The 13,556-nt window shown below is 42.7% G+C and carries 15 protein-coding genes; 5 read left to right on the top strand and 10 right to left on the bottom strand.

The window, feature by feature from the left end; genetic code table 11:
• Window positions 1-42: 42 nt before the first annotated feature.
• The 6 genes from GVK91_RS00145 to GVK91_RS00120 all read right to left on the bottom strand — a co-directional run bounded on the left by GVK91_RS00145 (window position 43) and on the right by GVK91_RS00120 (window position 3,696).
• Window positions 43-486, bottom strand: a complete 444-nt coding sequence (locus GVK91_RS00145; RefSeq protein WP_159726291.1) for a DUF5675 family protein — start codon at window positions 484-486, stop codon at window positions 43-45.
• 14 nt (window positions 487-500) lie between these two features.
• Window positions 501-1,055: a DUF6266 family protein gene (locus tag GVK91_RS00140; protein WP_235032729.1), complete on the bottom strand. Its 555-nt coding sequence runs from the start codon at window positions 1,053-1,055 to the stop codon at window positions 501-503.
• Window positions 1,056-1,125: 70 nt separating this feature from the next.
• Entirely contained in the window at window positions 1,126-1,608 is a 483-nt protein-coding gene (locus tag GVK91_RS00135; protein ID WP_262886197.1) for a DUF6266 family protein, read from the bottom strand.
• A 15-nt stretch (window positions 1,609-1,623) separates the two neighbouring features.
• The gene (locus tag GVK91_RS00130; protein ID WP_159726285.1) at window positions 1,624-1,770 is read right to left on the bottom strand and encodes a hypothetical protein; all 147 of its coding nucleotides are present in this window, start codon (window positions 1,768-1,770) and stop codon (window positions 1,624-1,626) included.
• 419 nt (window positions 1,771-2,189) lie between these two features.
• Window positions 2,190-2,573, bottom strand: coding sequence for a hypothetical protein (locus GVK91_RS00125; RefSeq protein ID WP_159726283.1), 384 nt, complete (start codon window positions 2,571-2,573; stop codon window positions 2,190-2,192).
• Window positions 2,574-2,673: 100 nt separating this feature from the next.
• The gene (locus GVK91_RS00120; protein ID WP_159726281.1) at window positions 2,674-3,696 is read right to left on the bottom strand and encodes a hypothetical protein; all 1,023 of its coding nucleotides are present in this window, start codon (window positions 3,694-3,696) and stop codon (window positions 2,674-2,676) included.
• 190 nt (window positions 3,697-3,886) lie between these two features.
• Between GVK91_RS00120 and GVK91_RS00115 the strand changes: the two genes are divergently transcribed.
• The 5 genes from GVK91_RS00115 to GVK91_RS00095 all read left to right on the top strand — a co-directional run bounded on the left by GVK91_RS00115 (window position 3,887) and on the right by GVK91_RS00095 (window position 7,103).
• Window positions 3,887-4,273: a hypothetical protein gene (locus GVK91_RS00115; protein WP_159726279.1), complete on the top strand. Its 387-nt coding sequence runs from the start codon at window positions 3,887-3,889 to the stop codon at window positions 4,271-4,273.
• 84 nt (window positions 4,274-4,357) lie between these two features.
• Window positions 4,358-5,365: an AraC family transcriptional regulator gene (locus GVK91_RS00110; RefSeq protein WP_159726277.1), complete on the top strand. Its 1,008-nt coding sequence runs from the start codon at window positions 4,358-4,360 to the stop codon at window positions 5,363-5,365.
• A 35-nt stretch (window positions 5,366-5,400) separates the two neighbouring features.
• Window positions 5,401-6,081, top strand: coding sequence for a hypothetical protein (locus GVK91_RS00105; RefSeq protein ID WP_159726275.1), 681 nt, complete (start codon window positions 5,401-5,403; stop codon window positions 6,079-6,081).
• Window positions 6,082-6,275: 194 nt separating this feature from the next.
• On the top strand, window positions 6,276-6,536 hold the full coding sequence (locus GVK91_RS00100; RefSeq protein ID WP_159726273.1) for a hypothetical protein: 261 nt from the start codon (window positions 6,276-6,278) through the stop codon (window positions 6,534-6,536).
• A 177-nt stretch (window positions 6,537-6,713) separates the two neighbouring features.
• Window positions 6,714-7,103 carry a hypothetical protein gene (locus GVK91_RS00095; protein WP_159726271.1) on the top strand — a complete coding sequence of 130 codons (390 nt, stop codon included), beginning with the start codon at window positions 6,714-6,716 and terminating at the stop codon, window positions 7,101-7,103.
• A 44-nt stretch (window positions 7,104-7,147) separates the two neighbouring features.
• Here the strand turns inward: GVK91_RS00095 and GVK91_RS00090 are convergent, their stop codons facing one another.
• The 4 genes from GVK91_RS00090 to GVK91_RS00075 are packed head-to-tail and all read right to left on the bottom strand — an operon-like array spanning window position 7,148 to window position 13,477.
• On the bottom strand, window positions 7,148-8,482 hold the full coding sequence (locus GVK91_RS00090; RefSeq protein WP_159726269.1) for a RagB/SusD family nutrient uptake outer membrane protein: 1,335 nt from the start codon (window positions 8,480-8,482) through the stop codon (window positions 7,148-7,150).
• Window positions 8,483-8,486: 4 nt separating this feature from the next.
• Window positions 8,487-11,699: a SusC/RagA family TonB-linked outer membrane protein gene (locus GVK91_RS00085; RefSeq protein ID WP_159726267.1), complete on the bottom strand. Its 3,213-nt coding sequence runs from the start codon at window positions 11,697-11,699 to the stop codon at window positions 8,487-8,489.
• Window positions 11,696-13,084 (bottom strand): redoxin domain-containing protein, encoded by a 1,389-nt coding sequence (locus GVK91_RS00080; RefSeq protein ID WP_159726265.1) that lies wholly within the window; start codon window positions 13,082-13,084, stop codon window positions 11,696-11,698. The genes GVK91_RS00085 and GVK91_RS00080 overlap by 4 nt, the downstream gene beginning before the upstream one ends.
• 18 nt (window positions 13,085-13,102) lie before the next feature.
• On the bottom strand, window positions 13,103-13,477 hold the full coding sequence (locus GVK91_RS00075) for a hypothetical protein (RefSeq protein WP_159726263.1): 375 nt from the start codon (window positions 13,475-13,477) through the stop codon (window positions 13,103-13,105).
• Window positions 13,478-13,556: the final 79 nt, after the last annotated feature.

Here is a 13,556-nt window from a genome sequence, read left to right as displayed (position 1 = left end):
TATTTTTTTAAGGGTTGTCAATTGTCTGACAGCGGGCCCCGCTCACTCGACTTGTACTTCGACCAGTCCCTGGAGCAGCAGTTCGACCACTAGCGGATAGAACTTTTTGTAGGCGACACCCGAGGCTAACAGGCGATAATCACCATCCTCCAGTACATATTGCGCGCCCACCAGAATGCAGCCGGCGGTCTCTTTGTAGCTATTTCCTTTATGGAAGTAGACATAGCTGAAGTTGGGTATAGCTCCAATCTCCAGCATACCGCGGTGCATTTTTGGGTAAGCGTCGTAGTAACGGCCATTCATTGCCCCGTCGCGGTTAAAACCCAGTGGGTAATGCCCGGTAGGTATAGCGGTTTCGCCCCTTATTTTCACGGGGCGCGGAATATTCTCCAGTCCGTAGCAGACAAACTGATTGTTCAGGTAGATCTCGGACAACGTGCTATGCTTGCCCTGTTTTGTGCGAAGTACTTTTATCGTTGATTTCATACGCTAGCGATTAATTAGAAAAGACCGAGGTATTGACTTCTGGAATACAGGTTTTCATCACGATCATGTAGGAAAATGTACAGGTGCACTGGCCTATTATGCAGAATGGATGGCAGCTCGATCGTCATCTGGAGATCCTTCCGCAGCACCTGTTGTTCATTGATGGCTGCCTGCTCGCCAATAATATCATAAGCACAGAGTATAACCTGGTCATCCCATTGGTTATAATCTTTGATGTTGGATTCGGTTACATCCCAGCTCAGCTGAATCGTATTGGACGTACGTACACAGGTATTCACCGCGAGCGGAGACAGCATGCCATTGCTGATTTTTGCGAGGGCGGGCACTACCTCGAAATCCGGATATTCGCCCTGTATCACATTCGTCAGCGTATGCGACATGGCGCGGCCAAAAGCCGCCTGCACCGTGCACTTGCTATGGGCAAAACCTTTGCGGATGAGCGGGTACAGCGGATTTAAAAACCGGCGTGCCAGCCGAAAACGCTCCTGCGCAGCCTCCCTACGTGTCGGATCTGTAACCTGCTTTTTAAACTCAGAAATCACCAGCATGTCTTATCGTTTTGTGTTCAAAAATCAGGAGGAGCCACATGCTCCTCCCGTTCAATTAATTCTTCAGCGACTAAGCCAGGTCAAATTCGCCCAAATACGTACTTTTGGATACCTTTTCGGCCTTGCGGTCTGTAAAGAAGATCCAGACATGCCCCTTGCCACCGAGCAGGTGGGCCGGGACCTGGATATCTATCGTACCGGCAGCACGGGTCGGCGGTGTAGGTGCTGTCATAAATTCATCTTTTTCAGGTGAATAGACCAAGATAATGACCTGATCATCGGCCTTGGTCTTGTACAGGCTGTTGAGGATGGTATCCCAGTAGATAGAAAGAATTCCATTATCCACAGCAGCCTCCATGCCACCGCCGTTGAGGTAAGAGCCCGTACTGATTTCGATCTTGCTGTAATCCAAGCTAAAGTTTGGATAAGTACCGCTTACTGCCTGAGCGATATTGAGCTGCAGTGCCACGTTTGTGGGCGTCATCTTTTCGGTTTTGGAGAGCCCAAACCCAACCTGCAGGATCGGCGTGATCGGCATCAGAAATTTGGAGATTTTCAGGAAACGGTCCTATTGGATCAGCTGTTCTTCGGACATTCCTTTCGTCCGCTTTTTGGGCAAACCTTTGAGGTAGTTGATGGATTTCCAGGACGAGGCGATCACCGCGCCCACTTTACCACTTGCTCTTCCGATTACACCATTGTTGATTGTTGCCATGTTGTTATTTTTTTTAAAATTTAAACCCCATAAAGCTTTCATTTATACCGGTATGTAGCGCTTTACTTCGACAAACATACTACAGCAAACAGCCCCTTGTCAATAGCACAGAGCAGGTTGGCGGACACTCGTCGGCGGTAGCCCGGCTTTTGTCGGCGGGTTGTCGGAGGCAATCGGATACATTTCAGGAAAGCAGCCGTCTGGCACTTCAAAAAATACGGGTTTGAGCAGCAATCTCGTGCCTTTGCTTCGGACCAGCTCCGTACCTGCTTCGGATCGACAATAGATCTTGTACAGATGCTCGACAGACCTTCACCAGTCTCCGAACAGGGAAATACTGTTCAGCAAGGGGTCAACAGTGGCTGCTTTTACATTCAGCGCCGAAGACAATACGAAGCAGGTACGAATAGTGTAGGGATTTAAGGCATTTGCCGCGGCCATTTTTTATATTCGGTCACATACAGCTGCACCACATCTTTTTTGAGGAAGAGATCCGCATTGCCCTCTTTATAGGTGGCTTTGAGCAGGCCTTTGGCAATACGCCGCTCGATAGTACGTACACTTTTGCTCAAAAAATAGGCGACTTCGTGGATGGTCATTGTACCCGTCAGCTTGTGGAGCTCCGTATACTGCTGTTCTTGCAGCAGGTCGAGGATACGGTCCAGCTTGGCCTCTAAGGGCTTATATCCGATGCCTGGTTTTAATTGAAAAGAATAGTGGATTTTTAGGTGAATACCTGTCGCATTGGACACAAAACGAGGCGTGATCTCCTGTTGATCAGGAGATCCTTTTACAAAAAACATAAACGGGTAAGGTTAGCTCGACTAACCGCCGAAATCCAGCTCAGCAGCAGACCTGTTGTCTACTGCGCTCGGTCTATCTAAGTTTATAAAGTGGGATGATTCAATTGAGCCGAATAAGGTAATCCCATCCCTCATGCTCTAAGTTATTGACGTTATCCAAAAAATCCTTTAGTTTTTTTTCTTTGCGCATCCATTCGGTTATCTGCAGCAGGTTGCTGATCTCCAATTCCGTCATATTCAACTTGAGGCTGTCAAAAACTTCCTTGCGAAACTCCAGGTAAGTGGCATTAGGCAATATCGGTTGACGGACGAGCATCATATTTACCCTACAGGTTTTATTGATGCGAAAATACCATTTACCAAGCCCCATTGCTTCCAGCTCCTGCATGAAATGATGGGCTTCCATACGGGTACCATTGATCAGGATGACTTCCTTTTTTCTTTTTTGGGAAAAATAAAAGGGAACATCAAACATACGTACAGCATCCATCTGCAAGGTATTAATATTGAATGGCGAATGGTTGTACAGCACATCATAGAGTGATCCGATTACGATAGTCTTATCCAATACACTTGGAGGTGCTATAGTTACCACTCTATCTGTTGTGTTTTCCTGCGACATAACCTCTTTTCCTAACAAGGCCATCACATTTTCAGTTGTTAACCACCATAATTTGCCGTTACGAAAAACATAGATCACGTAGGCTATACAGCCTACACCAATAAAAGGCATATAATGCAGCAGATAGCTTCTTAACAAGCTGTACGTATCTTCGCTGCGCACCGAAGCGATACAATAGATAATGTAGAGATAAATCGATAGAATCGGTATAGTTGTAGCAAGAATTGCACAGAAGAGTTGACCTTTGGGTATACTCTTGGTCATGATCCTCCCCTTGCTCATGAGTATCAGATCAGGATACTGCTTCTGCCAATAAGTCCAAAAGGCTTTAAGAAACATTTGCGTGAACACTACCGCAATACCAATCGCAATAGCAAATGCCACTGTCCACATCCAATAGGTCTGTGTCCAAAATCGATTCAAATAAATACCGTGATTTCCGATTAAATTAAAAAGCATGGAGATGAGTAAACTCTCCACCGTTAGTTTTAATACTTTCATATGCTACGTCAAGCTCTCTTAAATGGCTCAGGTTTATACTGGTTTATACACCCAATTTACTAAATAAAATCAAATATTAAGAAAAATTCAATCGTCCAAAAGAAGATTATCCTCCAAAATACCGGAGGTTAGGACAGGGCGGTTGCTAATTTGATCTATTTAAATAAATATTTGCAGAAACACAATTTGTATGAAAGAGAACTTTGACAATGCAGGTGTGGCGCAAAAAGTAGCCACGCTTCTTGCGCTACCCTTAGCGGAGCGCGCGCTAGAGATGCAACTTCTAAAAGACGATTTTGCAGCCTGGATGGAACACAATTTTAACCTCGATCCCCATCAGGTAATACAGCTCTACAATTTTCCCAATGGGTTTCGGAAACAACTTGGCACGGCTATCAGTAATTATCTCATGCAGGGCAACGTACTTCAATTTCAAAAAGACGACAAGGGTGATGATGATGATCCAGAATTTAAGGAGCTCATGGTTCACGGCCTCGATGAATGGCAGGATGGTGTGGCGACGATAATGTTCACTCCCCTGTTTATCCGGATTTCCTACACCGGTCCGCAGCAGTAATCCAACCCTACGTTATCCAAAAACCATTTCCCCCGATCATACCGAAATCCTGACCGGGGGGATTTTATTGACCTATACACCATTATGAAAACAGCACTACAGATCGATATCGCACAGGTATTTGACCAGCCGATCAGTCCGAGAACTGATACGCTCAAGCCAAGAATAAGCATGTCCAATGCGGACTATCAACATTACGAGAATCAACATGGGCAGGCCTGCCTGCAGCAGTTTAACGGCATGCTCGGCTACATCAATATATTGGATATGCATCTACCTGCCGATATTGTCATTCCGATGCAAGTCACAGAGTCGGATATGCATATCTTTTATCTCTTCACAGAAGATCGTGCTATTCAGATCAGGGATGTTCAGAAGCGGATCAGTTACAGCATCTCTTGCAATCGCGGCCGCTACTTCTACTTAACCAGAAGTGATTATGAAATCCATGTTCCTGCCGGAAGGTATACCCTCGTTAACTTTTATTTCCGCGGCAGCATTTTCCGCGATGGCAACGAGCGTCCCTTCCAGTTTCTTCACCCCTTGATCCATGCCTATCGAAACCAAGATCCGAATTCGTGGTGCAGCATCGATTTCCGTGCCGGCACCAGGACCATTTCATTGCTAAAAACCATTGCGTCAAAAATCAAGAAAGGTGACCTCGACAGTGAGGTCAATATCCTCTGGGGTATCAAGAAACTGATCCAGCTATCGAAGGAAAAGATCTTTGAAGAATATGACAAGATTTCGGAATCCCAAATCAAATCCAAAGAAGCCCATGCAGCCATTAAGCAGGCAGTAGCCGAGCATGGCCAGGATTTTAAACTGGACGACATTGCCTGGCAGCTCGGGATCAGTATGGACTATCTGCATCAGCTTATCCAACTTTATTATGGACAGAGTCCCCAAGAGCTGAAGGTAGAATTTATGCTGGATCTCGCCAAGAAATATATTGTAGACGGTATGCATACCGCTGAAATCGCCTATGAACTGGGCTATGCGTCACCAAGCAGTTTTGCACGCTTTTTTAAAAAGAAAACGGGCATGACCGCGAAGGAGTTTTTTAAGCGGTATACCCAAGACTATTTATAAAATTTATTATTAAATTAACCTAGTGACCTAAAAACATGAAAGAAATCATTCAAAAAACCGGAAAATTTTTCAGAGCGATCGGACAACTTTTTGTAGCTGAGCCAGCTGACAAAAGCACGATTATTGCGAGAAAAGTCTGTGGAAAATATAGAGCCTGGAAATATGGCCCGTTACGTATTTGTGTCGAAATGGCCGCCTCCTATTTCCCTGTAAATTATCAGCTTGATGAAGAGGTACTCAAGGCAGCAAATGTTGCTGGCAACATTTATTCTCCAAAGGCTATGCTTTATTATCTGTTGTCCCATGCGAGAAAGGTAGCGGCAACACGGCAGCCATTACCCATTAAAAAGAGCTATAGCTATGTGGCCTGGCAGATGATCAATCTATCAAAAGTGAATATCGTCACAACCCTCACCAAACACCCTCGTTTAATAGAAATTCGTGAGGAAACGCTGGAACTGTCTGCTGCGAAAGCTGAGATACTGATCTTGAGCAGCGGTGGTGATTATCTTGAAGTAAATCATCTTCTTTCGAAGGTTGACCTGACACATAAATATGTAATTATCTGTTCTGTTTTTGAAGAAGCCTTTATACGCGATCATATTCTTTATCGAGTAGATCGGAAAATTACGCCAAATTTTAAAAGCGAAAACGAATATCTGGCATTCATTGACGAGATTATCCAAGAAGCCACCACAATACCTTTGAAAATTTAATCGCAGCATCCCCCCCGAGGGGATTTTTTATTGCTATACGCTTTCATTATTCCAAACCTGTACATACACGACTCCAGACTCGGCCAAGCCCCGTGCTCCTTTAAGGCCGAACTTTGGTATAAGTTAACGACGTAAAAGTTAGCGGGATAAAAACGAAGAACTAATAAAAGCCCAGTGGGCAGGCCGCGCTAAGGATGCGCCGCAGCCAACAGACAAATGGATCAGGTAAAACAAAGTTGTATGAACAGAAAGCACCATATATTGAACACGAAGAAAGCCCTTTTCCGCTGGATCGGAAAGCTATACTCGTCCCTGAGGACGCAGGTGCATCTGCTGTCTATGCCCAAGGGTTTGGTCTGCAGACTGGTCAAAGACAAGCTCCAGCTGGACACTTTACCGCATCGGATAGCCTTCGCCCAGAAGAGAGTTATACAGCGAAAGTTGCACAACCGTAAAGGGGCATTGTTCACGGAAATCCCGGATGGCCCTCAGGGGTCGTCTGGGAACAGGCAGGCAGCGCATCGGGATGCAAAGCCAGCCAGCGACGTCTGCTAAAAGACACCCATAACTATATAATCAACCAAAGTTTTTTGAGGCAACCTTTTTTTGAACGTATAAAAAAGACCACAACCATGATTTCAAAAAAGATCATTAAAAGAAGTCTAATTACCGTTGGCTCGGCATTGACTTTAGTACTAGGTATCGCATTCGCGGTCAATGCAATGGAAAATAAAGTGGATAAGCAGTCTAATAATGAAACACAATCCACATTTGTTCCGGATCAATGGTTCCAGTATACTGGACCAAATTCCTCTGATCCTAATTATGAGGATGAAATAATGGATCCGGACAACTATACGCCAGTTACATCACCTTCCTGTAGCACTGGGGCACAATTGTGTGAGGTGCATGGTGAAGATAATGGAAGTGGGAAACCTACTCAAGGAAGTTTAAATGAACTGGAAAACCAGATTCTAAAAAACGAACCACAAGACACCAACAAAGTGCGTTTTCATAACTAAGTAGGTAAAGAATAGTGGGACAATAAATATTGTCCCACTTTCGATTATGGATTTTGTTCGATGCCCCCCCGTTCAATGACCTGCAGCGGAATTTTATAAGCAAATTCCATCACACTCTTTCCCTGCATCGAAACGACTTCACCGTCAATTCTCCTTTTAAGATCAACTATCCTATTCTCAGCGGCATATCGCCTTAAGTCTGTCCACCGCAGCCCCCTAAAGACTAGTTCGCGCCGTCTTTCTAAAAGAATAAATTCTAGCAGAGACTCTTCGTTAATCGGTAATATTGGCATCTCGGAATATCTATTTTTTAATAATTCCAATAAGGTGAATTTTGCATCGCTTAGTTTCCCGGCCCTACATTCAGCTTCTGCTTTATTCAATAAAACTTCTCCTACAGTCAATCCAATAAATATTTCCTGTCCAGAAGGGTTATAATTACCGGTAAACGCGTAGGTGCCATTAGCATTTTTCGTAAAAAACAAGTCTTTTCTCCTATCCTCCTTGGCATAACTGTTATACAGCAGAGTATCCACGGTAGCCTTATCTTCCAATAAAACACTTGTAGGGATCATCATGGCATAAAAGAGAATATCGTCGTTGTAGGCATCAAATGGACGGGCTCCTGTTTTTTTAATTTGATTATAATCAATTGTTTTTCCACCTGTTGCCAGCGCCCTATCTGCATATGCCAGTGATTTATCATATTGTCCGAGTCCAAGATATACCCTACTTAACAGCGCCAGAGCCGCTGTTTTATTAGGTCTGGTTGGGTACTCATATTTTTTATCCGACAAAAGACCCACAGCCTCTTCCAGGTCCCGTAATATCTGATTGTAGGTTTCGCCCAAACTTGACCGCTGTAATTTCTCATTTATATCCGAATTGGTCTTAAGTACTATTCCCAAGGCATTTTCATGGTCTTTGTTATAATACTTACAGAATACCTGTGCCAGTGAATAAAAAGAAAAGGCCCGCTGATATAAGGCCATCCCTTTCAGCTCATTGCGACTAAGGCCATCCGGCAGATAATTTACCTTATCAAGATAATCTAATACCACATTGGAATAAAAAATAGTTATATAAGAATCACTCCAAAAGCTGTTTTCTGTCGGCTCTTTTGACCAGAGGTAAGCTTCCCGATATTCTACCATTGAAATGGCTTTAAAATTTGCATCTGTCAGGTAATAATTGTCGGAAGCGACCTCCAGAAGCCCGGGATTTCTGAACGAATGATTGTCCAAAATGGCTGTCAGTTCAATGTTGCTAATCGGCGTATTAAGTTTGGAATCGGGCTTTTCTTCCAAAAATTTCTTGCACGATGTTATAAACAAACAACAGGCAAAATAAAATAGCGATAGATAATATTTTGATTTCATGTTTTTAAAATTTTAGATTGACACCAAAAGTGTACTGTTTGGGAACCGGAATTGCATTTGGATAACTCGGATCAAGGCCTTTATCATTCTTGCGCCAGATTACACCGAGGTTACTTAAGTAAATAAAGAAGCTTAATTGACTGATGTGCAAGGGACTAATCTCACCCAACCGATATTGAAGTTTAATATCCTGCAATCTGATATGATCACCCGGTTCAACCAACACTTCACTATTTCCATAAAATCCGTCCGCCTTGTTCAATGGATAAGTCATTGCAGGTATAGTAGTCGACTTTTCATCGCCCGGCTTCTGCCATCTACTGTAAAAGTCAGGATGACCATCCCCCCTGCTGTAAAGATCTGAATAGCTTATGGAAGGCCTTCTGAAAAAATATTTAAACTGATACACCAAAGAAAAGGACAGATTAAATTTTTTGTAATCAAAAAAGCTGTTTACAGTACCGTAGATCAGTGGCCGTTTAGATCCGTGCAACTTCAAATCTTCAATAGGAGCCTGTTTACCCGCCATCTTTGAATAATCTTTTGACACTTCGCCATTAAAATATCCCATCGGTTCACCTGTCTGCGGGTCAAGCCCCGCGAACTTATAACTGTACATGGCGTAGGGCATCACATCTTTATAGGCAATAAAAGAACTGGACACCAAAGAAGAAGCTCCCGGATAATCAACAAAAGTCTTTTTTACCCAATTGTTATTGTAGGTGAAGATAAAATCAGTCCGCCATTTGAACCGTTTATTGAAGTTAATGGACGATAAACGGACATCGACACCCCTTCCGTCTACATCTGCCACATTCATCAGCTGACTGATCAAACCTACCGTCGGATCTAGCGGATATAGATGGATCAGATCAAATGATTTTTTCCAGTACATATCCACACTTCCTGAAATACGGCTATTGAATAGGGAATAATCAAGTCCGAGGTTAAATGTTTTTATTTTTTCCCAGCGTAAAGAAGGATTGGGAGCAACAAGCACTTGCGCTGATGGCCAGCTAATGCCATATAAGGCATTAAGTGTGCTGTATTGAATTGTTGTATTCCCCGAACGTGAGGGATCGATATTCCCGCTAAAACCATATGTCGCCCGGAATTTCAGTTCATTGACAGGAATAGATTCCATAAACCGTTCCTTCTTGATGTTCCAGCTCAATCCAGCCGACCAGAGCGGATTCCATTTATCATTTGTATTAACGCCAAAAACATTGGAAGCATCTTTTCTGAAACTGCCACTTACCGTATAACGGTTCAATAAAGTATAAGATCCATTTCCAAATAATGACACGTATCTATTGTTTGTCTGGCTCTTGGTTATAAAAGAAGGTATCTGTGCATTGGATGCGAGATTATTGTAAGTAGGATACCTATTCATATAATCAATTTGGGTACTATATATTAGCTTGTCCCCATCATAACCATACATTCCATCCGTAAACGCCTTAATGGCTTTTGCGCTGACTTCTGACCCCAGTATTACGTTCACCCTATGATCAGGATGATCGTTCCATTTAAAATCTACCTGAAAGCGACCAAAATGTGAAACGGCATTATTGCTTCCTAATTCCAGTATCCCCCCAACAGGTATCGGTCTACTGACCACTCCATTTGTGCCGACATTGGTATATAGATTGACCATTCCTCTTGATCTTATGGAGTACTGGTCGAAAACCGTCTCATCATCGTTCTTTTGTATTTCGTTTCTATACCTAAAACTCAGTCCAAACAGTTTGTTGATCTGATAATTCAGCGTGGCGCTGGTCAATAAGCTGTTCAGCACAGCATTGCCCTTATTGTGCTGTAATTCTTCCAAGGGCTTATACGACCAGTCCAATAGATTAGGATCAGTTAAACTTTCGATATAGCCAATGCTATAATTATAGGGTATTGAAAGAAATTGGCCGTCTGCAGTTGCCAACGAGGAATATGGGAAGCGACTCCCGGAATTGTCATAGTAGCTGAGCAGCTGCGTTTGCCTGCTTTCTAATCTAGTATACATCATATCGAGCTCCGCCTCCAGTTTTTGCGTCAGCTTGATTTTATTATAAGCCTTCAGCGTAAACCTATTATTATCTGAGGAGACCTGAGTACCTTTTGAGCGGTCATACCCTGTTGATATACGAAAACTATTCCTGTCACCGCCGCCACTCACTGAAAAAGAATATTGACTACTGATTGCAGGTCGATAAAGATATTTCAATAGATCATTTCTAATATCCGTCTGACCATACGTATCCAAGACATCATTAAGTTCCTCTTCGGTCAGCAATCCTTTTTTCTTTTTCTCCATGGCCTCAATCGCCATTGGAAGGATGGGTTTGGATCTCGAATTTATATTCGAATTGTAATAGCCCTTATTGTACAATTCCAGCTGCACCGCAATCAGGTCGGCATTCGCAATAGCACGTCTTTTAAAAAGATCAGGCTTTTGGATGACTGCGGTGTTTTGACTCGCCTCGACCACCAGCGATGAGTTTTGTTTACCTCGTTTTGTAGTAATAACAATAACTCCATTGCCCGCCTGCGCTCCCCAGATGGAACTGGCGGCAGCATCCTTTAAGACAGTGATATTTTCCACATCATTTGGATTAATGGCATTTATATCACCACTATAGGGAAAATTATCGACAATGATCAGGGGGTAATTGGCCCCTCGGATTGAGCTTACCCCATGTATGTTGAGTGACTCATTTGCAAATTTCCCTGTATTGTTAAAATTAGCATTTGCATTATCCGAATACATACCAGAGATCATGCTCTTGACACGTGTCAAAATATTAGGTGCTGGGGAGCGATTGATATAAAGTGAATCTATTTTTTCAAACGATCCAGTAGCACGTTCTTTTGGAATATACTGAAAACCTGTAGAGAATACAGCCTCCTGCAATCGGATCGAATTACTTTCCAGTACGATCAGGATATTCACGTCATTCGACTGAACGACATACGATTTGGGTACGTAGGATATATGCGAAAATTTGAGGGTATCGCCGACCGAAAGACTGTTTATATTGAAGGTACCATTGTTCTGAACCTTAAAGTTGCCCTTTCCTACCGAGATAATATTTACATCTGAAAGCGCCTTTCCTTCTTGGTTCTGCACACGGCCTTTTAGCATGACAGGATTCTGTGCAAACACTTCAAGCCGCAAAATAAAACAGGTTGCGACCAATAATATATAATAGTTCAACTGTTTCATCGCTGTATAATTAAGAAGTTTACAATTCTTTTGTCTTTTTCGACAATGAGACCGTTTTCTTTTAAGAAATTACTGAGCTTGTCCTTCGTCTCAAAGTCCTTCACTGAATAGTTGGGGATAAAAACTTCGCCTTTTATTGAATCAACAATCTGCCAATTAGACTTACTCAGGCGAAGATCTTTGATCAGATTTTTTAGCGATTTAAAATCCCGCCCCGATTTAGGTTTTATGGTTGTCCTCCCCTTGCCCGCCTTTACAACAATACATTCAACCAATGAATCCCTTACACAGACATTTAAGCCCAGGTAGCTGTTCAAGATACTGGCCATATTGATTCTGCCTATGGATTTTGATTCAAAGCAAATCAAGTTTTTTTTCTCCCAGTTTCCTATGTCCTCGCCTTTAGAAAGATAATATTCGAATCTTTCCGGATCAGAAATATTCCAGATGATCTGATTAGAGGCAAATTTATAGCGGTCTGCATAGGCCAATCTATATAAGCTCAGAATTGATCTATTTCGATAAGAAATAATCTCGTAGGGGTCAACCTTAGATCTTTCAAAAGGGCTTATATCTTTCACCTGGTCGGTTATAATTGCATAGCCCAATAGACTGTCATGGGGAGATTGTACCGGTCGATTAAGCTCCATATCCACTATAAATCGATGGAAATTTGGTTGGAGCTCAGGTTTGAGTTCCGCATGCAATACGCTTTTTGTCGCGAAATTAAGCAGGTCATCTTTCGTGATTTCCTTGCTTCCCGTGAGGCCAACGACGACACCCTCTTTATTTATCCATACCAGATGAGGTATACTTTCATGCGGGAAATAACTTTTCAAACTGCTGTCAGCTATAATGCTTCTCAGACCAGTACCTTTTAATAGGTCATTCCTTTTAAAAAAGGACAAAATTGACTTTTCCGTCTGTTCTGAGACTGCAACAAGGCCTAAATCCAAACCTTTGCTGAAATCTGAAAGTTTAGCTAGCCCGGTTAAACATGGAGCACATCCCGTATTCCAAAAGTCTAGCACCAGCGGCCTCGCCCTGAACTCCTTAAGTGAAGCTTTCTGGGTACTATTCAATTGCTCATTAAAAAAGAAAAACTCACTGTCCCATAATTCTTCGGGAATTCTGTCACCGATCTGCAGCGGAGTTGGCCCATTGGCCCCGCTGTCCTTGCGGGGCGTCTGAGCCGATAAACTAAACATATGAAATACAGCAATGCAAGTAAAAAGCATTGTTGTATTCTTCAATGCCTTTAAAAAACAAGTTAAATAGGATTGAAAAACTAGTATGAATAAGATTACAAGTAGTGTAATCTGTATAACTGGAATATTGACTACCTTATCCAATAAGGCAGTGAATAGATTAGATCTTTTTATCATCTGCTTATGGATTAGGTATTATTCAGCAATTCTATTAAAGAAACTATGGATCCTTTGCTTGGCTTCCAGATCGGCCGTAATGGCATCGGTAGGTTCAACAAAGGCAAATGGCACCGCATCGATTTCGATCTTGCGAAAGTGCACCAGGAAATAAGCAATCAGCAGACGGCACACTTTCATTAAAAAGGTATGCATTTGCTTCACGTCGGTAGCATCTTCCTGTGCGATGCCCTTTCTATAGTTTTCAAAGAGTGTCCACAGGGTTTCCTGACAGTCGGTGATGGTATGTTGGGACCAGAACTCCCGAATGGTATTTAATGGATCGTATCCATTGTCGTATATTTCATAACATGCTAGCTCAAAGGGTAGCATATTGTTTGATTGTTGGTTCATAATTTAGTTTCATCAATTATGACAAACCTTGAGGTGCCGTCTCAGATAAAGGCATAGCTTCCCCCTTCGCGATTTTTTC

This window comes from Sphingobacterium sp. 18053 (assembly GCF_902706145.1).
Taxonomy (GTDB): domain Bacteria; phylum Bacteroidota; class Bacteroidia; order Sphingobacteriales; family Sphingobacteriaceae; genus Sphingobacterium; species Sphingobacterium paramultivorum.
Note: the sequence above shows the minus strand (reverse complement) of the source record. Positions and strands in the feature narration are given on the sequence as shown.